General features: G+C 69.3%; 20 protein-coding genes. 10 read left to right on the forward strand and 10 right to left on the reverse strand.

The features are described 5' to 3' along the window. Positions 1-73 precede the first annotated feature (73 nt). Positions 74-589 carry a GtrA family protein gene (locus tag RMT89_RS37625; RefSeq protein WP_315888268.1) on the reverse strand — a complete coding sequence of 172 codons (516 nt, stop codon included), beginning with the start codon at positions 587-589 and terminating at the stop codon, positions 74-76. Between the two features lie 141 nt (positions 590-730). On the opposite strand from RMT89_RS37625, the gene RMT89_RS37630 reads away from it, so the two are divergent. From RMT89_RS37630 to RMT89_RS37645, 4 genes are all read left to right on the forward strand, one after another. After that, on the forward strand, positions 731-1,870 hold the full coding sequence (locus tag RMT89_RS37630; protein ID WP_315888269.1) for a 5-(carboxyamino)imidazole ribonucleotide synthase: 1,140 nt from the start codon (positions 731-733) through the stop codon (positions 1,868-1,870). Beyond that, positions 1,867-2,388, forward strand: coding sequence for a 5-(carboxyamino)imidazole ribonucleotide mutase (purE, locus tag RMT89_RS37635; RefSeq protein WP_315888270.1), 522 nt, complete (start codon positions 1,867-1,869; stop codon positions 2,386-2,388). The genes RMT89_RS37630 and purE overlap by 4 nt, the downstream gene beginning before the upstream one ends. Positions 2,389-2,393: 5 nt before the next feature. Then, positions 2,394-3,572, forward strand: coding sequence for a dipeptidase (locus tag RMT89_RS37640; RefSeq protein WP_399498717.1), 1,179 nt, complete (start codon positions 2,394-2,396; stop codon positions 3,570-3,572). Between the two features lie 135 nt (positions 3,573-3,707). After that, a complete protein-coding gene (locus RMT89_RS37645; protein ID WP_315888272.1) occupies positions 3,708-4,832 on the forward strand; it encodes a dipeptidase in 1,125 nt (374 codons plus the stop codon). 3 nt (positions 4,833-4,835) lie between these two features. Here the strand turns inward: RMT89_RS37645 and RMT89_RS37650 are convergent, their stop codons facing one another. Both RMT89_RS37650 and RMT89_RS37655 read right to left on the reverse strand, forming a co-directional pair. Next, a complete protein-coding gene (locus RMT89_RS37650; RefSeq protein ID WP_315888273.1) occupies positions 4,836-5,228 on the reverse strand; it encodes a VOC family protein in 393 nt (130 codons plus the stop codon). A gap of 3 nt (positions 5,229-5,231) precedes the next feature. Beyond that, positions 5,232-5,597, reverse strand: coding sequence for a VOC family protein (locus tag RMT89_RS37655; RefSeq protein ID WP_315888274.1), 366 nt, complete (start codon positions 5,595-5,597; stop codon positions 5,232-5,234). An 87-nt stretch (positions 5,598-5,684) separates the two neighbouring features. Between RMT89_RS37655 and RMT89_RS37660 the strand changes: the two genes are divergently transcribed. After that, positions 5,685-6,185 carry a CGNR zinc finger domain-containing protein gene (locus RMT89_RS37660; protein ID WP_315888275.1) on the forward strand — a complete coding sequence of 167 codons (501 nt, stop codon included), beginning with the start codon at positions 5,685-5,687 and terminating at the stop codon, positions 6,183-6,185. Between the two features lie 281 nt (positions 6,186-6,466). On the opposite strand, the gene RMT89_RS37665 is transcribed toward RMT89_RS37660, so the two are convergent. Then, a complete protein-coding gene (locus RMT89_RS37665; RefSeq protein WP_315888276.1) occupies positions 6,467-7,099 on the reverse strand; it encodes an NAD(P)-binding domain-containing protein in 633 nt (210 codons plus the stop codon). A 63-nt stretch (positions 7,100-7,162) separates the two neighbouring features. Here RMT89_RS37665 and RMT89_RS37670 point away from each other — a divergent pair, with 63 nt between their 5' ends. Further along, on the forward strand, positions 7,163-7,510 hold the full coding sequence (locus RMT89_RS37670; RefSeq protein ID WP_315888277.1) for a helix-turn-helix domain-containing protein: 348 nt from the start codon (positions 7,163-7,165) through the stop codon (positions 7,508-7,510). A gap of 23 nt (positions 7,511-7,533) precedes the next feature. On the opposite strand, the gene RMT89_RS37675 is transcribed toward RMT89_RS37670, so the two are convergent. Continuing rightward, positions 7,534-8,877, reverse strand: coding sequence for a UDP-glucose/GDP-mannose dehydrogenase family protein (locus tag RMT89_RS37675; protein ID WP_315888278.1), 1,344 nt, complete (start codon positions 8,875-8,877; stop codon positions 7,534-7,536). Between the two features lie 190 nt (positions 8,878-9,067). On the opposite strand from RMT89_RS37675, the gene RMT89_RS37680 reads away from it, so the two are divergent. Continuing rightward, entirely contained in the window at positions 9,068-10,225 is a 1,158-nt protein-coding gene (locus tag RMT89_RS37680) for an acyl-CoA dehydrogenase family protein (protein WP_315888279.1), read from the forward strand. Positions 10,226-10,424: 199 nt separating this feature from the next. On the opposite strand, the gene RMT89_RS37685 is transcribed toward RMT89_RS37680, so the two are convergent. After that, the gene (locus tag RMT89_RS37685) at positions 10,425-11,687 is read right to left on the reverse strand and encodes a site-specific integrase (protein WP_315888280.1); all 1,263 of its coding nucleotides are present in this window, start codon (positions 11,685-11,687) and stop codon (positions 10,425-10,427) included. 51 nt (positions 11,688-11,738) lie between these two features. Here RMT89_RS37685 and RMT89_RS37690 point away from each other — a divergent pair, with 51 nt between their 5' ends. Beyond that, positions 11,739-12,281, forward strand: a complete 543-nt coding sequence (locus RMT89_RS37690; RefSeq protein WP_315888281.1) for a hypothetical protein — start codon at positions 11,739-11,741, stop codon at positions 12,279-12,281. 186 nt (positions 12,282-12,467) lie between these two features. On the opposite strand, the gene RMT89_RS37695 is transcribed toward RMT89_RS37690, so the two are convergent. From RMT89_RS37695 to RMT89_RS37710, 4 genes are all read right to left on the reverse strand, one after another. Then, entirely contained in the window at positions 12,468-13,577 is a 1,110-nt protein-coding gene (locus tag RMT89_RS37695) for an IS1380 family transposase (protein ID WP_315888282.1), read from the reverse strand. A gap of 695 nt (positions 13,578-14,272) precedes the next feature. Then, complete coding sequence (locus RMT89_RS37700; RefSeq protein WP_315888283.1) at positions 14,273-15,103, reverse strand: helix-turn-helix transcriptional regulator; 831 nt, start codon at positions 15,101-15,103, stop codon at positions 14,273-14,275. Continuing rightward, positions 15,100-15,624, reverse strand: coding sequence for a DUF6879 family protein (locus RMT89_RS37705; RefSeq protein WP_315888284.1), 525 nt, complete (start codon positions 15,622-15,624; stop codon positions 15,100-15,102). Before RMT89_RS37705 ends, RMT89_RS37700 begins: the two co-directional genes overlap by 4 nt. Then, positions 15,608-15,799, reverse strand: coding sequence for a hypothetical protein (locus RMT89_RS37710; RefSeq protein WP_315888285.1), 192 nt, complete (start codon positions 15,797-15,799; stop codon positions 15,608-15,610). Before RMT89_RS37710 ends, RMT89_RS37705 begins: the two co-directional genes overlap by 17 nt. A 489-nt stretch (positions 15,800-16,288) precedes the next feature. Between RMT89_RS37710 and RMT89_RS37715 the strand changes: the two genes are divergently transcribed. Together RMT89_RS37715 and RMT89_RS37720 are read left to right on the forward strand one after the other, a co-directional pair. After that, the gene (locus RMT89_RS37715) at positions 16,289-17,119 is read left to right on the forward strand and encodes an SAM-dependent methyltransferase (protein ID WP_315888286.1); all 831 of its coding nucleotides are present in this window, start codon (positions 16,289-16,291) and stop codon (positions 17,117-17,119) included. Between the two features lie 177 nt (positions 17,120-17,296). After that, a partial coding sequence (locus tag RMT89_RS37720) for a S8 family serine peptidase (protein WP_315888287.1) occupies positions 17,297-19,443 on the forward strand: 2,147 nt, incomplete at its 3' end.

Raw genomic sequence — 19,443 nt, forward strand, 5'->3', positions numbered from 1 at the left:
GGCTTCCGGCCGGCACGCCGAGAGCACGCACCGGACGCCGCTCCTTGACGGGCAAACGTTGCCTGCCGCGGCACTAGCGGCGCGTGGCGGCAGCGGGCTGGGCGGGCTTCGGCTTGGGTTCCTGCTTCAGGAACGATTCCGCGCTCGCCACCGCCTCCCGCGCGGGCAGCGCCCGAAAGACCCACGTCCGGTACGACCAGAAGCGGAACAGGGTCGCGATGCCGATGCCGAGGAACTTGAAGATGTTGCTCTGCAGCGGGCTGTCCCAGTGGAAGCCGTAGGTCGCCGTGTACAGGACGCCGTTCTCGATCACCAGGCCGACCGCGCTGAACAGCAGGAACAGCGTCATTTCCTTGGTGCGGCGGCTCTTGTCGCGGTCACGGTAGGTGAAGTGGCGGAACCCGACGTAGTTGAACGCGATCGCCACGACCGTCGCGATGACGCTGGCCCGCACGACCTGCAGATCGGTCGTGTGCCGCACAAGGTTGAAGACACCGAGGTTGACCAGCAGCCCCGCCCCGCCCACGGCGCCGAACTTCACGGCCTCGTGCACAAAGCGTCGTACCAGCTCGGAGGAACCACGTCCCATGGAGTGAAAGCCCCGTCCGTCGGTTTCGTCAACCAAGCCATGCTAACCACCCCAGTGGCCGATTGCCTGTGGACCGGCACACAGGACCGGCCCGACCACGGCGGAAAGCGGCCGCGTCCGCGTGGCCGATACCCTAGGGGCGTGACGTTCCCGGTAGTCGGCATGGTCGGCGGGGGCCAGCTCGCTCGTATGACACACGAGGCAGGCATCCCGCTCGGCATCAGGTTCAAGCTCCTCAGTGACACCCCTCAGGATTCCGCGGCCCAGGTGGTGAGCGAAGTCGTCCTCGGCGACTATCGCGACCTGGACACGCTGCGTGACTTCGCGCGCGGGTGCGATGTGATCACCTTCGATCACGAACACGTCCCCACCGAGCACCTCAGGGCCCTGGAGGCGGACGGCATCCCCGTGCGCCCGGGGCCCGACGCGCTCGTGCACGCCCAGGACAAGGGGGTGATGCGCGCGAAGCTGGACGCGATCGGTGTGCCGTGCCCACGGCACCGCATCGTCGCCGACCCCCAGGACGTGGCCGCCTTCGCGGCGGAGGGCGACGGCTTCCCGGTCGTCCTCAAGACCGTCCGCGGCGGCTACGACGGCAAGGGCGTGTGGGTCGTGGACTCCGCGGAGGAGGCCGAGGCCCCCTTCAAGGCCGGCGTCCCCGTCCTCGCCGAGGAGAAGGTCGACTTCGTCCGCGAGCTCGCCGCCAACGTCGTACGGTCTCCGCACGGCCAGGCCGTCGCCTACCCGGTGGTCGAGTCCCGCCAGGTCGACGGCGTCTGCGACACCGTGATCGCCCCGGCCCCCGAGCTCGACGAGAGACTCGCGCTCAAGGCCGAGGAGATGGCCCTCACCATCGCCAAGGAACTCGGCGTCGTCGGCCACCTCGCCGTCGAGCTGTTCCAGACCCGCGACGGACGGATCCTCGTCAACGAGCTCGCGATGCGCCCGCACAACTCCGGCCACTGGACCCAGGACGGCGCGATCACCAGCCAGTTCGCCAACCATGTGCGGGCCGTCCTCGACCTCCCGCTCGGCGACCCGCGCCCGCGCGCCAGGTGGACGGTCATGGTCAACGTCCTCGGCGGCGACTACCCGGACATGTACTCCGCGTACCTGCACTGCATGGCCCGCGACCCCCAGCTCAAGATCCATATGTACGGCAAGGACGTGAAGCCCGGCCGCAAGGTGGGCCATGTCAACACCTACGGCGACGACCTGGACGACGTGCTGGAGCGCGCCCGTCACGCTGCCGGCTATCTGAGAGGCACGATCACCGAATGAGCCCGGTTGTAGGCATCGTCATGGGGTCGGACAGCGACTGGCCGGTCATGGAGGCCGCCGCGCAGGCGCTCGGCGACTTCGAGATCGAGTACGAGGTCGACGTCGTCTCCGCCCACCGCATGCCGCGCGAGATGGTCACGTACGGCGAGCAGGCCGCCGAGCGCGGTCTGAAGGTGATCATCGCGGGGGCCGGGGGAGCCGCGCACCTCCCCGGCATGCTCGCCTCCGTCACCCCGCTGCCGGTGATCGGTGTGCCGGTGCCGCTGAAGTACCTGGACGGCATGGACAGCCTGCTGTCCATCGTGCAGATGCCGGCCGGTGTCCCCGTCGCCACCGTCTCGGTCGCCGGTGCCCGCAACGCCGGGCTGCTCGCCGTCCGGATGCTCGCCGCCCACGACGAGGAACTCCTCGGCCGGATGCGGGAGTTCCAGCAGGACCTGAACGACCAGGCCACCGAGAAGGGCCGCCGCCTGCGCGCCAAGGTCGAGGGGTCCAACGGCTTCGGCTTCGGGAAGTGACGGCCGTGGGCTCCGTGGCGGCGGCCCGGGAACTGCTGCGGGAGTTCCCCGTCGTCGACGGGCACAACGACCTGCCGTGGGCGCTGCGCGAGCAGGTCCGCTACGACCTCGGCGCCCGTGACATCGCCGCGGACCAGAGCGCGCATCTGCACACCGACCTCGGCCGCCTGCGCGCGGGCGGGGTCGGCGCGCAGTACTGGTCGGTGTACGTCCGCTCGGACCTGCCGGACCCGGTCCCGGCGACGCTGGAACAGATCGACTGCGTACGGCAGTTGATCGACCGCTACCCGGCCGACCTGCGGGCCGCGCTGACGGCGGCGGACATGGAGGCGGCGCGGGCGGAGGGCCGTATCGCGTCGCTCATGGGCGCCGAAGGCGGCCACTCCATCGCCAACTCCCTCGCCACCCTGCGCGGGTTGTACGCGCTCGGCGTGCGCTACATGACGCTCACCCACAACGACAACGTGGACTGGGCGGACTCGGCGACCGACGAGCCCGGTGTCGGGGGACTGTCGGCCTTCGGCCGGGCGGTGGTGCGGGAGATGAACCGCGAGGGCATGCTCGTCGACCTCTCGCACGTGGCGGCGACGACCATGCGGGACGCGATGGACGCGACGCTCGCGCCGGTGATCTTCTCGCACTCCTCCTCGCGGACCGTCTGCGACCACCCCCGCAACATCCCGGACGACGTCCTGGAACGGCTGTCCGGCAACGGCGGGGTGGCGATGGTGACGTTCGTGCCGAAGTTCGTGCTCCAGGCGGCCGTCGACTGGACGGCCGCGGCGGACGAGAACATGCGCGCCCACGGCTTCCACCACCTCGACACCACCGCCGAGGCGATGAAGGTGCACCGCGCCTTCGAGGAGCGCCATCCGCGCCCGGTGGCCACGGTCGCGACGGTGGCGGACCACCTCGACCACATGCGCGAGGTCGCGGGCATCGACCACCTCGGCATCGGCGGCGACTACGACGGCACGGCCTTCACCCCGGACGGCCTGAACGACGTCTCCGGCTACCCGAACCTGATCGCGGAGCTCATGGACCGCGGCTGGTCGACCTCGGACCTGGCCAAGCTGACCTGGCAGAACTCGGTACGGGTGCTGGGCGCGGCGGAGGACGTGGCGCGTGACCTCCAGGCCACGCGGGCGGCGTCCCACGCCACGATCGAGTCACTGGACGGCTGAAGCGACCCCGCGCCGGATCGCCGGCGCGGGGTCGCTGAACCGGCGGACCCCCGAACGCCCCGTCCACCAGGAAGGCCCCGGTGCCGCGTGCGACGGTGACCGTACAGCGATCACCTCGCACGTACGGAGCCCGCCATGGCAGATCTCCAGGACGACCTGCACACCGCCGCCGAGGTCGACGCGCTCGACGACCTGCCCCTGGAAGACCCCTTCCCGGCCGAGCCGCCCGCTCCGCCCGCGGACGACCCGGACGCCGAGCCCCTGGAGCGCGCCCACGCCCTGCTCGCCGCGCACCCCGTCGCCGACGGCTACAGCGGACTGCCCTGGGCGCTGCGCCATCTGCCCTGGTACGACCTGGAGCTCGGCGAGAGCGCCGTCGACACCGACGTACCGCGGCTGCGGCAGGGGCATGTCGGCGCGCTGTTCTGCTCGCTGCACCTGCCCGAGGGCCTTGCCGCCGACCGGGCCGTCGCCGCCACCCTGGAGCAGCTGGACCTGGTGCGCACGGTCATCGCCGCCCACCCCGAGGGGCTACGGCTCGCCCGCACCGCGGGCCAGGTCATCGACGCCCGCAACTGCGGCCGCGCGGCGGTGCTGCTGGGCCCGGCGACCGCCGCGGCGCTGGACGACTCGCTCGGCATCCTGCGGGTGCTGCACAGCCTGGGCCTGCGCGTCCTCACCCTCGCCGGCACCTCGTGGGCCAGCGAGGCGGGGCTGACGCGCTTCGGCGAGGAAGTGGTCCGGGAGATGAACCGGCTCGGTGTCCTCGCCGACCTCTCCGGCGCCTCCGAGCAGACCGTCCGCCGGGCGCTGGCCACCTCCAGGACGCCGCTGCTGTGCACCCGCTCGGCGGCCCGCGCACTGCGTCCGCACCCGGCCAATCTCCCCGACGACGTGCTCGCCGAGCTGGGCGCCGCGAAGGGGCTGTGCATGGTGCCCCTGACCGCCGAGCAGACCGGCCCTTCGGTCCGGGACGTCGCCGACCACCTCGACCATGTCCGCGCGGTCGCGGGCACGGAGTGCGTGGGCCTGTCCGGCACCTACGACGTCGGCACCGCGCACCCCCAGGACCTCCCCGACGCCTCCTGCTACCCGCACCTCGTCGCCGAGCTGCTCCGCAGAGGCTGGACGGAGCCCGACCTGTCCCTGCTGACCTGGGGCAACGTCCAGCGCGTCCTGCGCACCGCCGACATCACCGCACGGGCGGCCCAGCAGCGCCGGGAACCGTCGACGGCTCAGATCGCGGAGCTGGACGCCTGAGCTCTACGGGTGGTCGATCCGGCAGAGGCAGAAGGGATGCCCCGCCGGATCGGCGTACACCCGGAAGTCCTCCTCCACGGGATCCCGCTCCCGCCTCAGCAGCCGTGCGCCCAGCTCCAGGACCCGCTTCTCCGCCGCGTCCACCTCCGCCCAGGTGGACCCGGCGTCGAGGTCGAGGTGGAACTGCTGAGCGTTGCCGCCTTCGCGCGGCCACGCCGGGGGCCGGAATCCCGGCTCCCGGTTGAAGGCGAGCCGCGGCAGTCCGGGCGCCTCCAGGACCACCCAGTCCTCCTCCTGCACCTGAGGCGTACCGCCCACGATCGCCGCGTAGAACCCGGCGAGCGCGAGCGGCTCGGGGCAGTCGATCACGACCGAACGCAAGCGGGCGACGGTCACCGTTCAGCCCGCGCAGAGGCAGAACGGGTGTCCCGCCGGGTCCGCGTACACCCGGAAGGTCCGGGTGCGGTCCTCGGTGTCCAGGGGCTTCGCGCCCAGTTCCAGTACGCCCTTCTCGGCGGTGTCCAGATCCTCGACCTGGAGGTCGAGGTGGAACTGCTGGGAGTTCAGGTCGGCGCGCGGCCACTGCGGCGGTACGAAGCCGGGGGCCTTCTGGAAGGCGAGCTGAGCGCCGCCGCCGGGCAGCTTGAGGTCCACCCACTCACCCTGGTCCTCGATGGTGCCGCCGAGGACACCGGCGTAGAACTCGGCCAGGGCGTGGGGGTCGGGACAGTCCAGGACGACGACGTCCAGGGTGGCGAGAGCCATGACTTTCCTCCAAGTGGTTACCCGCAGCATCGGCTATGCGGTAACGCCGTTACTGCATGGTCCCGCATTGGGAGTAACGTCGCAACCATGAATGCGCGATCGCCCGCACCCGGGGGCCTGGAACTGGTCGAGTCCCTGGTCAACACGCTGGACCTGGAGACGGGCGCCGACGCGCTGGACACACCGGAGGGCCGGGCGCGCCTGGGGCTGCGGGAGGACGAGGTCCCGGCCGCCCGGGAGCTGCGCGAGTCCCTGCGGGCGGCCCTCCTCGCCCATGCGGGCCACCCCCCGCACCGCGAGGTGACCCCCCTGACCGAGCTCCTGTCCCGAGCCCCCCTCCGCCTCACGATCGACCCCGACAACGGCTCGGCCACCCTCACGCCCGCGGACGCCCGCCCCCTGGCCTCCCGTATCGCCACGGCCGTGGCGGAGTCCCTGGTGGCGGGCACCTGGGCGCGCCTGAAGGCCTGCGAGGCCGCGGCCTGCCACTGGGCGTACTACGACCGCAGCCCCGCGGGACGCGGCCGCTGGTGCTCGATGCAGGTGTGCGGGGCGCGGGCGAAGATGCGGCGATACCGCGCCAAGTAGCGGTGCGGGAGGGCCTGTTGAGGACTCCCGGGCCACTGCGCCCCGGTGTGCGGCAGAATGCGGGGCAGACGCCGTTTCGGCCGACTGAGCCTCGGCCGAAGCGGCGTCACCCCCTAGACCCGTACTTCGCAGGTCACCCGATCGTGAAGACCAAGCGGTCGTAGCTGATCGCTCGCCGGTCGGAACCGCAGCAGCGATGGCCGTCTCGGTCCGGCCCGGTCGAGATCGGACGCCGTGAGGCCGATGCGGAGAACCTTTTCGGCGACCTGCGAAGTACGGGCCTAGAGCCCCGCGTACCGAAGGGGCGGCGCGATGGCCTGGGCGTCCGCGCCCTCGCCCACCCACAGGCCGATCAGGAACGCGGCCGTCGCCTCCAGCAGGGCCGCCCGGTCCAGGCCGCCCCCGTTCACCGGCTCGCAGCCGAGGTCGCGTACGAGGCGCCGTACGGACTCAAGGGCCGTCGCCTCGTCGCCGCAGAGCGGGACGGCGAGGGGGCGGCCGTCGAAGACGGGCGGGGTCAGGCGCCAGACGCTCTCGTGGCAGAGGTTGAACGCCTTGACGACGTACGCCCCGGGCGCGGCGGCGGCGATCCGCTCGGCGGCCGAGGGCCCGCCCGCGGTCTCCAGCCGGAAGCCGGGGCCCACCGGGTTCGTGCAGTCGACCAGAGCCCGGCCTCCGAGGTCCAGCGCGGACACCACCTCGACGGCCGCCGCGTACGGCACCGCCAGCAGCACCGCGTCCGTGCCGTGCCGCGCGGCCTCCGTCGGGCTGCCCGCGCGGGCGCCGATCCGGGCCGCGAGCGCCGTAGCCCGGCCCTCGTCCCGTCCGCCCACCAGGACGTCGTGCCCGACCCGCCCCCACTGCCCGCCGAGCCCCTCGGCCATGGCACCCGCGCCGATGATCCCGATCCTCATCTGTCCTCCCAAGTCATCGCTCGGACAAGGACATTAGGCAGCCGTTCGGGCACCATTCGGTAAGTGACCGCCGACCAGAACCTTCTCGCCGACTGCCGGGCCCGCCTCGCCTTCGACCTGCTCGCCAACACCTGGAACGCCGTCGTGATCTGGGCGCTCCGCGAGGGCCCCGAGCGGCCCGGACGGCTGCGTGAACGGATCGGCGGCATCAGCCCGAAGGTGCTCACCGAGACCCTTCGCCGACTGGAGTTCAACGGCCTGGTCGACCGCCGGGCCCATCCCGGCTCCCCGCCCCACGTCGACTACGGCCTCACCGACCTCGGCCGCACCCTGCTCCCCGCGATCGAGGCGTTCGGCGCATGGGCCTTCGAACACGGCGACAAGGTGATGGCGGCACAGGAGCGCGCCTGAGCCGTAGGCCTACAGCAATGCGCTCAAGCGGTGGGCCGCCCCATCGCCCGGTACGTCCACCCGGCCGCCCGCCACAGCGCCGGGTCGAGGGCGTTACGGCCGTCCAGGATGATCCGCGCCGCCGCGACCTCGCCCAGGGCCGCCGGGTCCAGCTCGCGGAACTCGCGCCATTCCGTCAGGTGCAGGACGATGTCGGCGCCCCGGACCGCCTCCACCGCGGAGCCGGCGTAGCCGAGGGTCGGGAAGATGCGCTGGGCGTTGGTCATGCCCTTCGGGTCGTAGACCGTGACCTGGCCGCCCTGGAGGTGGATCTGGCCCGCGACGTTCAGCGCGGGCGAGTCCCGTACGTCGTCCGAGTCCGGCTTGAAGGTCGCGCCGAGCACCGCGACCCGCTTGCCGAGGAAGGACCCGCCGCCCAGCGCCTCGCGGGTCAGCTCCACCATCTGGCCGCGCTGGCGCATGTTGATGGAGTCGATCTCGCGCAGGAAGGTCAGCGCCTGGTCGGCGCCCAGCTCACCGGCGCGCGCCATGAACGCCCGGATGTCCTTGGGCAGACAGCCGCCGCCGAAGCCGATCCCGGCCCGCAGGAACTTCTTGCCGATCCGGTCGTCGTGCCCGATGGCCTCGGCCAGCTTGGCGACATCGCCGCCGGACGCCTCGCACATCTCCGCCATCGCGTTGATGAAGGAGATCTTCGTGGCGAGGAAGGAGTTCGCCGAGGTCTTCACCAGCTCGGCCGTCGGGAAGTCGGTGACGACGAAGGGGGAGCCCTCGGCGACCGGCGTCGCGTACACCTCGCGCAGCAGCTTCTCCGCCCGCTCGCTGCGCACGCCGACCACGATCCGGTCCGGGTGCAGGGTGTCGTTCACGGCGAAGCCCTCGCGCAGGAACTCCGGGTTCCAGGCGAGCTCGGCGTCCGGACCGGCCGGCGCGTGCTCGGCGAGGTAGCCGGCGAGCCGGTCCGCGGAACCGACCGGCACGGTCGACTTGCCGACGACCAGCGCGGCGCCCTTGAGATGCGGGGCGAGCGAGGCGAAGGCGGAGTCGACGTAACTCATGTCACAGGCGTACTCGCCGTGCCGCTGCGGAGTGTTCACACACACGAAGTGCACATCGCCGAACGCGCCGATCTCGGCCCAGTCCATGGTGAACCGCAGCCGACCGCTGGAGCCCTCGATCCCGGCCACATGCCGGCGCAGCAGCTCTTCGAGTCCCGGCTCGAACATCGGGACCTGGCCGCGCTTGAGCATCTCGATCTTCTCGGGCACGACATCGAGCGCCAGGACCTCGAAACCGAGCTCGGCCATGGCCGCGGCGTGCGTGGCGCCGAGGTATCCGGTGCCGATCACGGTGATCTTGAGGGCCATGGGAACTCCATCGACTGGTACGGCGGCGGTGCGCGCCCGAGCATAGTCGGGGCGTGGGAGTGCGCCCCACCGGGCACTTTTCCCGCTGTCGCCAAGCTCACGTATCACCGGCGTGGGCGGCCCCCTAAAATTTGAGTTACTTAACGGTAATTAGCGCCAGCATCACAGCGTCTTTGGAGCGTGAGAGACCTTGGCCGGATCGGCTGACTTCGACCTGTACCGCCCGTCCGAGGAGCACGACATGCTCCGCGACGCCATCCGCTCCCTGGCCGAGGCGAAGATCGCGCCGTACGCCACCGCGGTGGACGAGGAAGCCCGCTTCCCGCAGGAGGCCCACGACGCCCTCGTCGCGAACGACCTGCACGCCGTGCACGTGCCCGAGGAGTTCGGCGGCGCCGGCGCCGACGCGCTCGCCACGGTCATCGTGATCGAGGAGGTGGCCCGCGTCTGCGCCTCCTCCTCGCTGATTCCGGCCGTGAACAAGCTGGGCTCGCTCCCGGTCATCCTCTCCGGCTCCGAAGACCTGAAGAAGAAGTACATGACCCCGCTCGCCAAGGGCGACGGCATGTTCTCGTACTGCCTCTCCGAGCCGGACGCCGGTTCGGACGCGGCGGGCATGAAGACGAAGGCGGTCCGCGACGGCGACCACTACGTCCTCAACGGTGTGAAGCGCTGGATCACCAACGCCGGTGTCTCCGAGTTCTACACGGTGATGGCCGTCACCGACCCGGCCAAGCGCTCGAAGGGCATCTCGGCCTTCGTCGTCGAGAAGGGCGACGAGGGCGTCTCCTTCGGTGCCCCGGAGAAGAAGCTCGGCATCAAGGGCTCCCCGACCCGCGAGGTCTACCTCGACAACGTCCGCATCCCCGCCGACCGCATGATCGGCGAGGAGGGCACCGGTTTCGCGACCGCGATGAAGACCCTGGACCACACCCGGATCACCATCGCCGCCCAGGCCCTCGGTATCGCCCAGGGCGCCCTCGACTACGCCAAGGGCTACGTCCAGGAGCGCAAGCAGTTCGGCAAGCCGATCGCCGACTTCCAGGGCATCCAGTTCATGCTCGCCGACATGGCCATGAAGATCTCGGCCGCCCGCGCCCTGACCTACCAGGCCGCCGCCGCCTCCCAGCGCGGCGACGCCGACCTCACCTACCTGGGCGCGGCCGCCAAGTGCTTCGCCTCGGACGTGGCCATGGACGTCACCGTCGACGCCGTCCAGCTCCTCGGCGGTTACGGCTACACCCGTGACTACCCGCTGGAGCGCATGATGCGCGATGCCAAGATCACCCAGATTTATGAAGGCACGAACCAAGTTCAGCGGATCGTGATGGCCAGGAACCTTCCCTAGCAGGGTTTTTGCAGGTCAAAGACCGTTTCGAGGGTCCGAGAGGACCGCTTTGGCTTTCTGTCCGCTGCGGCCCGATCAGGACCGTTCCAGGGCGTCATGTTGGGGGAATCCTGGGCGGATGCCGGACTGGAAACGGCCGCTGACCTGCACAAACAACACAGCCCCCGGCGTGATGCCGGGGGCTGTTGCCGTACGTCGATCAGGCGACCTCTGACGCCTCCGTGGGGTCGTCCGCGCCGGGCGTCAGCATCGTCGCGATGGCGGCCCGGCCGCGCTGCTCAGCCCCTTCGAAGATGTAGTGGTAGTGCTCCCTCAGTACGTCCGTGCTGCTGTGGCCCATCCAGTCGGCCACGTCGTTCTCGGGGACTCCGGCGTACAACAGCCGCGACCCGTAGTAATGCCGGAGTGAGTGAGCCTTGCAGTACTTCAGCTGGCCCTTGCCCAGAGCCTCCATCCAGATCTTCGGGTAGAAGTACGACGCGTAGAGGTACCCGGTCCGCGTCACGTTGGGGAAGAGGAGTCGTTCCGGCCCCCATACGCCGTGGTTCTTGATGTGTCGCCGAAGCTCGAAGGCGACGTTCGGCGGGAGGGGGACGGTTCGCCCTGGCTCCCCTTCGTCACGAGCCTTGATGTGCCGACGCTGGATGGCGCTGTTCTTCCCTGACTCGGTGTCTCCGTCCTCCGCAATCTGGAAGTCGACGCGAAGCGTCTCGGCCTTGAAGTCGATCTGATCGCGGGATACCGCCATGGCCTCACCCAGCCGCAGACCGCACCCGGCCATGAGCCACAGCATTGCGCGGTATCGCGGAGGAGCGGCATCCAGCATCGCCAGGACTTCCCGCGTCGTGAGTCGCCGCGCGGTGCTCTTGTGCTCCCTGATCTCTTTGGCGCGGCTCCCGGCACCCATGACCTTCTTGCACGGGTTCCGGCCGATGATCTCGTTGACGACGGCCCAGTCCATCATCCCGGAGAAGAACGAGAACCGCTGACGCCGAGTGCGGGCCGAGAGCTTCCGATCCTGCTCCATCCACAAGAGCCACTGCTCAACGTCAGCAACCTTCAAGGACACGATGGAACGGGCCTTGAAGAACGGCTCAAGGGTCGTCCTCTGGATCGAGCGGTACTGCTTCTTGGTGCTGTTCTCCAGCTTCCTTTGATTCGTCCACTGCTCCCACACGGACGTCACGGGCTGCTTGCCCAGCCGGTCGTCCAGGTAGGTCCCGGCGTCAAGCTCCTGCTCCTTGCGCTTGCGCTGGTCGTCGGCCCGCTTCTTGGTCTCGAACGTCTTCTGTCGCTGCTTGCCGTCCGGGTCGTACCAGAATGTCGTCCACTTCTTCGGGTCGTCCTTGGACCGCGCGACCCACGCCCTTGCCACTGAGGCAGCCCCCTCCTGTCGATGACGCACGGACCCGCCCGGCGTCTCGCCGGTTGTCCGGCGTGATCCAGTCTGCGCACGGTCCACCCAGGGTTGTCAACACAGGGTGGCTCACTCAGGGTGGTGTACGCTGAGGGTATGCGAGCAGACGAGAGCGGCTTTGAGATCGAGCAACAGCAAGGGGGGTGGACGGTCCGGATGTGGTGGCCGACAGGGCCGGTGACGGGCGGCCCTCAACGCATCACCATTGAGCCGGCCGCCGACGCGCCTCCCCGCGATGTAGCGCGGGGCATCTCCACAACCGTGCTGCGCAGGCTGGACCTTGCAGCGGCGCTAAACCTGGCCAAGATGGCGCCAGAAGCTCAACGCACTTTGGAGGACACGGCCAAGAAGCTCAGAGAGTCGGGTGAGGCGGCTGGTCTTCTGCTGGCCAATGAGGGCGTCTCGGAGAGGTATCTAGCTTTGCTCGCGTCTACGTACAAGAACATGGCGGACAGGGGAGCGGTGGCTCCTGTGAGGCAACTGGCAACGCTTATCGGTCGTCAACCAGAGACTGTGAAAGACCACTTGAAGAAGGCCCGGCGCGAAGGCTACCTGAGCACGGTTGCCGGGAAAGCTGGAGGAGAGCTGACCGAGAAGACGACGAGGATTCTGGAATCCATGTCGAGCGCAGAGGCGTAGTCTCCGCCACTCCTTGGCCATTAACCTCGATCTTTCTCGACGGTCCGCCTACGGAGTCGGCGGACCGTTTCGCATTCTGTGAGTGGTCGCGGGCAGGCCAGTGGCCCGAGTGTCGCGTCGGGTGGGCGCCGGGTTCCACTCTCCGGGCTGCGATGGTGCTGCTCGCAGGGACGGGGAAGCGGCTGGTCAGCCAGGGTTGGGGAGGAGAGCGAGCCGGGCCAGGGCTGCGGTGATTTCTCGTGTCCAGGGCCAGTGGCGGGCGAGGCGGAGAATGCGCCGGCGGCCGGTGGTGACGAGTTGGGCGGCCGCCGTGAACAGGCGGAACCGTAGGCGGCGGGGCTCCCAGAGCCGTGCCTTGCCGGTCAGGGCGAGCATGGGCATCCAGGCCAGCAGGTCGAGGGCGATCTGCACGATCTCCAGCCAGACCCTGTTCTGGGCCATGTCGTGGAGGGGGAGGTTGCGCAGACCAGTGGCCCGGGCGGCCCGGATACGGTCTTCGGCGCGGGCCCGCAGCCGGTGACGGAGTTCGAGTTCGGCGATCGGCCTGTCGGCGGTGTTGGTCGCGAAGCACGTGAGACGCATGCCGTCCGTGTCCGTGAACCTCAACTGGGCGCCGGGATGCGGTCGTTTCTTGCGGACGATCAGCCTCATGCCCTGCGGCCAGCTCTCCAGCACGTCACCGGTGAGCTCGGCGACCCAGGCTCCGTCCCTCACTTCGCCGTCCGTCTCGACGGCCGGGGTCCAGGCCGGCTCGGAGATCTTCAGTGCGTGCTGGTGGATCACTTCGGTGATCGTCATTCCGACGGAATACGACAGCCATCGACCCCGCTGGGCGAGCCAGGACACGAACTCGTGGGTGCCGCCTGCGGAGTCCGTGCAGATCAGGGTCTGTCGTCCTCGCCGGTAATCCTTGGGGAGTTGGGCCAGGGCGAGGCGGGTGGCGGTGATGTGGTCGGCGGCAGTATTCGATCCCGCGTTCCCCGGCCGCAGCAGGGCCGCGACGGGTTCGCCGGTTCCGCCCGGTCCGTGGTCGAGGAAGGCTGTCAGCGGGTGATGGCCGTAGGTCTTCTTCCAGGCCCCGCCCAGTGCGACCGCCAGGGCGACGTCCAGGAGCACCTTGCCGGGATCGTGGACGGCCCGCGGCTTCCGCCACTGAGCCAGAGCCTGGGATATGGCCTGGTCAAGACCGGTCTTGCGGACCGTTTCGACGAGCAGGACCGACCCGGCCTGGGAGACGACCTGGCGGCCGTCGTCCTGGACGCGGACGCGCGGGTACGACGAGATAGGCTCTCTCACCTGGAAAGTGCTCTTTTCCTTGCAGCCAACAGGACCCTCAGCAAGTCCTATCGTTGAGGTCAAGAGCACTTTCCGTGTTTCTGATCAACTCCTGGACAGCTCACCTCGTGAAAGCGCGAGGTTAATCCATATACAACGACCCCCGAGTCGCCACCCTCGGTGCAGGGGCCGCCGCACGCCTTCACGAACGGCCATGGCTGACCACCGCCGCCCATGTCGGGCGGGAGTTCATGGAGGAGAGGGAGAGACTTCAGCGCCTGGAACCTTGGCCGCGTTCCGTGCAGCGCCAGCACTCGCATGGCGGCCAAGCGCTTGTGAGCAGCGGCGGAAGATCGTCCGTCGCGGCCACGGCTTGCTCCGGCCCCCAGGTCTGCCCTGAGTCGCGAGAGACCCGCATGACCATCAGGGGGCGGTCGGCGAAGAGCCTTGAGCCCGTTCCCTTGCTCATGACGCGTGCGCCTCTGCGTGGTGCTGGCGCATCCGTACGTTGGCGTCGGATACGGCGCTGTAGTCGAACGTGGCGCGGGCGTTCTCGCGGGCTACCGATATGGACAGGCAGTCAGTGCAACCGGGTTCGGGTGACGGCTCGCGAGGTGACTCCGACAGGCACCTCCGTGCTGTCGTGTGGGTTCCAGGATCGGAAGTTCTCTCTTCGCTCTCCATGGCGCCATCTTCGGCGGGCTACGGATGCGGCTCTAGCCTGTTTCCTGTTCCCGCAAAAAGTCGTCGCGGATACCTTCGACCAGGCCCCGCATGTGGTCACCCGACAATGCCACCCGTTCGAATCCCTCGAACTTCTCGACGTAGAGACCAACGTCCCTTGGGTCCGTTACGACTACCTCAGCGTGGACGGTCTCAACCGTGACCATTCGATCGTCGCGGATGACGAACGCATGATTCGCAATGTCGCACTGCTGAATCTGCAACGGGACTATGCGGATGTCCACATGAGACAGGCGGGAAATGGAAACGATTCGGTCGAGCTGTGCCGCCATCATCTGTGGCGGGACAACGCGCCACCGCAGGACAGGCTCTGTGATTATGAACCGCAGCGACTTGGCGTTGTCGTAGAGGACCGCTTGACGTTCAAGCCTGCCGTTGATTGTCCGGGAGAGAGAGTCCTCACTCAGATTGTGCCGTTGGAGAACGGCACGGATGTACTCCGGCGTCTGGAGCAAGCCCGGCACCAGGGCCGGTTGGAACAGCCGGAGCGTGGACATCTGGGCTTCAAGGGCCTTGGCGGCTTGCTGGCCCTTGTGGACTCCGATGCGCTTCAACAGGCGCCATGCCGTTGCCTCCGTTGCCGATGCCCGCGCAGCCTCGGTGTACTCCGCCTTGACCTCATCCGAGACACCGATGGCGGTCAGGATGCGCTCTACGTCCGTCGCGCTGGCCGCGAGCTTCGCGTTTTCAATCTTGGACAGCTTGGACGGAGACATGAGGGCGCTGCGGGCCACCGCTTTGGCCTCCTTGCCGGAAGCTACTCGCAGGGCCCGCAGCGCGGCCCCGAGCTGTGCTCTGTTCACGCCCCGTACTCGGCCCACCATTCCGTGAACGGTTCCGCGTGGGTGAGTGCCGCGTCACGGTGCCCGGCAAATTCCGCCGTTCGTTCCGATGACAGAACTTCCGAGCCCCGGTACTTTCCGGCGCCGTCGTAGTTCATTACGGCCACGGACTCGGAGTCGAAGAGCCAGAAGTCAGGTACGCCCTGTAGGGGGTTCGGCCTGTCGGTGACGTCCAGAATGAAGAACTCCTCACCCCCAGACATGTTCTTCTGGTACCCCCACCCGAGTTCGAACCTAAGATAGTCCGTGAGCGGGCGCCGCAGAATGTGAACCCGGTAGACCCGTTTCCCTTTTCCGGTGTGTGAGCGGAGTTCTTCGACCCAGCCGGCGTTGTAGTCGTCCGGCTGCGGTTCTCCGGCCAGGAACGCGTGATAGGCATCGACGTTCCCCGACTTGCTGTAGTCGTCGAGGGTTTCGAGCCGGAATGCCTCACGCTGGAACGTGTCGAAGAGGTCGCCGAGGGTCCTAGATGAGGTTGTCACGGATGGCCTTCTGGATCAGTTCCATCGGGATCTCGACCAGGGTTTCGTGAGCGGGAATCTGAAGCCCGTGGTCGGTCGGAGTCTCCCCCTGAACCAAGAGCGTGCCGCGATCCGTCGCGTAGATCGTCGGGCAGTCCTTGATGTCGCACGTGCTGATCAGCTGGGTGACCTTCATGGTCTGGGTTCCCCTCTCCCGTGCTGCCAGTACCCCGCATCTGGGTTGATGCTCCCGAGGCCAGGGTGCGCGGGTCAAGCGATCACGGTTGACGGAACGGGAAACCGCGTAACCTCCCCGGAGCCTGCCGCTCCTCCGGCCGGTCGGGGAGGCTGCCGCCAGCACTGCGCCGACCTGGGCAGACCCCTGACGATCATGGGGAGATGCTGGGGAGGGCTCTGTCAAGAGGGGTGTCCGTGCAGGTCAGAACCGTATGACCTGTAAAGCACCCAGATCTACGAGGGCACCAACCAGGTCCAGCGCATCGTGATGGCGCGCAACCTGCCGTAACCCCGAGGCCGACGGCCCCCGGTGCGCGAAAGCCGCCGGGGCCTCGCTGTTTCCTGGACCCGGTTTTCTGGACCTTGGTCAAGTTCCCGCCAAACAGGTCGAGTTGTGCCTACGTTTGGTGCGCATCCCGACCGCTTGTGTCCGAAGGAGACCGCACTCATGTCCGACCCCACCCCGCCATCGCCCGACGACGAGGGCGTGGCCCGCACCGCCCGCCTGCGCACCGACGTCTCCCACTCGGCCCGGATCTGGAACTACTGGCTCGGCGGCAAGGACCACTACCCGGTGGACGAGGAGGTCGGCGACCAGATCCTGTCCTTCGTCCCGGCCCTGCCCCGCTCGGCCGTCGCCGACCGCCGCTTCCTGGCCCGCGCGGTGCGCCATCTCGCCGGAGAGGCGGGCATACGCCAGTTCCTGGACATCGGCACCGGTCTGCCCACCGCCGACAACACCCATGAGGTGGCCCAGCGCGTCGACCCGTCCTGCCGGATCGTCTACGTCGACAACGACCCGCTCGTCCTCACCCACGCGCACGCCCTGCTCACCAGCGCGCCGGAGGGGGCCACCGACTACATCGAGGCCGACGTCCACGACCCGGAGACGATCCTCGCGGGCGCCGCCCGCACCCTGGACCTCAGCCGGCCGGTCGCCATCACCATGCTGGGCATCCTGAACTTCGTCCTGGACACCGACGAGGCCGCCGCCGTCGTCCGACGTCTCCTCGACGGCGTCCCCGCCGGCAGTTACCTCGTCGTCTCCCACCCCACCACCGAGGTGGACGGCGAGGCGATGAAGACGGCGGTGGAGTACTGGAACGGCCAGGGCTCGGCCCCCATGACCCTGCGCAGCCGCGCCGACCTGGTCCGCATCTTCGAGGGCGTCGAGGTCCTGGAGCCCGGCATCGTCTCCTGCTCCCGCTGGCGCCCCGACAGCGCGGAGACGGAGCCCGTCGAGGTGACGCACTTCGGGGGCGTGGGCCGCAAGCGCTGACGCTACGCCGCGGCGGCTGTGTTCCATCGGGCGCAAGGCGTATCTCGTGCGCCTTCCCGGACGCGGCCCTAGGCGGCCCGTGCGGGCAGGAGGAGGGTGGTCCCGCACGGTCGCCGGCCTCCGCCGCGACGGCGGGGGCCCGAGGCGACACCTCACGAGCGCTGACGGGGGCACCACATGAGTTCATCTCCGCCCGAAGCGGATCTCAGTTACGTCGACAAGGCGAGCGGCAGCCGCAGGAGCTTCCGCCCGTCCGGAACCGAAGCCATGGTCCGGCTGCCGTCCGACGCCACGGGTGCGACGGTGGACAGCCTGGTCGCGGCCCGCCCGCTGCTCTCGGTCAGCCAGGGCTACAACCTCGACCGCGGATTCGCCGCGGTCTACCTCGACCCGGCGGCCGACACGGACGCGGCCGCCCTCACCACCGAGCCGGAGGTCGTCGGCTCGCTGCCGGTGATGATCGACGAGCACGGTGCGTCCCGGTACTTCGTGCCCGGCGAGTTCACCGTACGGTTCCGCGCGGACGTCGACGGGGCACGCGCCGAGGAGATCGTCGCCGAGCACGGCAGCAGCATCGCCGTCGCCCAGCGCACCCCCGGGTACTACACCCTGCGGATCCCCGAGGGCCGGGAACTCTTCGCGACCATCAGGGAGTTCGCCGCCCTCGACGAGGTCCGGTTCGCCGAGCCGTCCGAGGCCGGCTTCAACGACGCGCAGGCCTACCTGCCCGACGACCCCGACTTCCAGCGCCTGTGGGGCCTGCGCAACACCGGGCAGACCGTCGACGGCGTGACCGGCACGGCGGGCGTCGACATCGGCGTCACCGAGGCCTGGGACCTGACCCGGGGCCACCGGGACGTCATCGTCGCCGTCATCGACACCGGCGCCGACCTCGACCACCCCGACCTCGTGGCGAACATCCTGCCCAGGGGCGGCGAGGACTGGGACTTCTCCGACGCCGCCGACCCGGTGCCGGAGGACGCGGACGGCCACGGCACCCATGTCGCCGGAACCATCGCGGCCGCCGACAACGAGCTGGGCGTCATCGGCGTTGCCCCCGGCTGCCGGCTCATGCCGCTGCGCGTGAATCTCACCGCCGGCATGAACCAGAACCGCGCCGACGCCATCGACTACGTCCGCCGCCAGGCCCTCGCCCACCGCGAAAGCCGTTACGTCATCAACTGCAGCTGGCGCGCCAACGGCGACCACGCGGGCATCCGCACAGCCGTCCAGGACGCGGTCGCCGACGGCGTACTGATCTGCTTCGCCGCGGGCAACGGCAACACCAACACCGACATCACCCCGCAGTTCCCCGGCGTCTACCCCGAGGTCATCGCGGTCGCCGCGCTGGACTCGGCGGGCATCAGGGCGACCTTCTCCAACTTCGGCACCAACGTCGATGTGGCCGCGCCCGGCGTCATCATCTGGTCGGCCACCCTGAACGGCACCTACCGCTTCCTGGACGGCACATCCATGGCGAGCCCGCACGTCGCCGGCGTTGCCGCCCTGGTCTGGTCCCGCAACCTGGAGCTCACGAACGCCCAGGTCCGCCGCATCATCGAGAGCACCTGCGACGATGTCGACGCGGCCAACCCGGGCTTCGCCGGCATGCTCGGCCGGGGCCGGATCAACGCCCACCGAGCCGTCACCAGCCCTCTGATCCTCCCCACGCCCGCCCCGACCGGCACCGACCTCACCGGCGACGGCCGGGCGGACATCGTCGGCTTCGGCGACGCCGGGGTCTGGGTCTCCCTCAACAAGGGCGACGGCTCGTTCGCGGCCCCGAAGCTGACGGTAGCGAACTTCGCCTACAGTGCGGGCGGTTGGCGTACGCAGAAGCACCCGCGCCTGCTGGCCGACGTGACCGGGGACGGCCGCGCGGACATCGTGGGCTTCGGTGACGCGGGTGTCTGGGTCTCCCTGAACAACGGCCGCGGCGCCTTCCGCGATCCGCAGCTGGCCGTGGAGAACTTCGCCTATGTGGGGGGCGGTTGGCGGGTGGAGAAGCATCCGCGCTTCCTGGCTGACCTGACGGGCGACCGCCGTGCGGACATCATCGGTTTCGGGGACGCGGGCGTGTGGAGGTCGCTGAACCGGGGCCGCGGTACCTTCGCCGCACCGGAACTGGTGGTACCGAACTTCGCCTACGACGCGGGTGGTTGGCGGGTGGAGAAGCATCCGCGCTTCCTGGCCGACCTGACGGGCGACCGCCGTGCGGACATCGTCGGCTTCGGCGACAGGGGAGTGTGGGTGTCCCTGAACAACGGGGACGGCACGTTCCAGGACCCGCAGCTGGTCGTCAGCAACTTCGCCTACGACGCGGG

It is taken from the genome of Streptomyces sp. P17 (assembly GCF_032436805.1).
Taxonomy (GTDB): domain Bacteria; phylum Actinomycetota; class Actinomycetes; order Streptomycetales; family Streptomycetaceae; genus Streptomyces.